Raw genomic sequence first — 549 nt, 5'->3', positions numbered from 1 at the left:
ACGGCAGGTCGGCCGGTATGCCAGCGAAGACCTCGGTCATCGCCGCCCGGTCGGCCACGTCGCAGGCGAGCACGCTCACCCGCGCTCCGGTCTGCTCCAGCTCGGCTCGCAGATCGGCCGCACCCGGTGCATTCGGGCCACGGCGGGACAGCAGCACCACGTGCTCGGCGCCCCGGTCCACCAGCCACCGGGCAACGTACGCCCCGAGGCCGCCGGTACCCCCGGTGACCAGCGCGGTGCCGCCCGTACGCCAAGGCTTGCCGGAGCCGCGGCCCGGAGCGTGCACCAGGCGACGGGCCACGACACTCGATGCGCGCACCGCGAGCTGGTCCTCGCCGTGGGCCGTCGACAGCACGCCTGCCAAGCGCGCGGTCGCGGCGGGGTCGAGCTGCTCGGGCAGGTCTATCAGGCCGCCCCACATTGCGGGCAGTTCCAGGGCCGCGACCCGGCCCAGTCCCCAGAGCCCGCCCTGCCATACCCCACTGACCTGCTCGCCCGGCCGGGCGGACACCGCGCCGCGGGTGAGCACCCACAGCGGTGCCGTCAGCC

At 75.6% G+C, this 549-nt stretch carries 1 protein-coding gene; it reads right to left on the bottom strand.

The window, feature by feature from the left end; genetic code table 11:
- A partial coding sequence (locus P2L57_RS39890; protein ID WP_275823508.1) for an SDR family NAD(P)-dependent oxidoreductase occupies window positions 1-549 on the bottom strand: 549 nt, incomplete at both ends.

Source organism: Streptantibioticus ferralitis, assembly GCF_029223525.1.
Lineage (GTDB): Bacteria > Actinomycetota > Actinomycetes > Streptomycetales > Streptomycetaceae > Streptantibioticus_A > Streptantibioticus_A ferralitis.
Note: the sequence above shows the minus strand (reverse complement) of the source record. Positions and strands in the feature narration are given on the sequence as shown.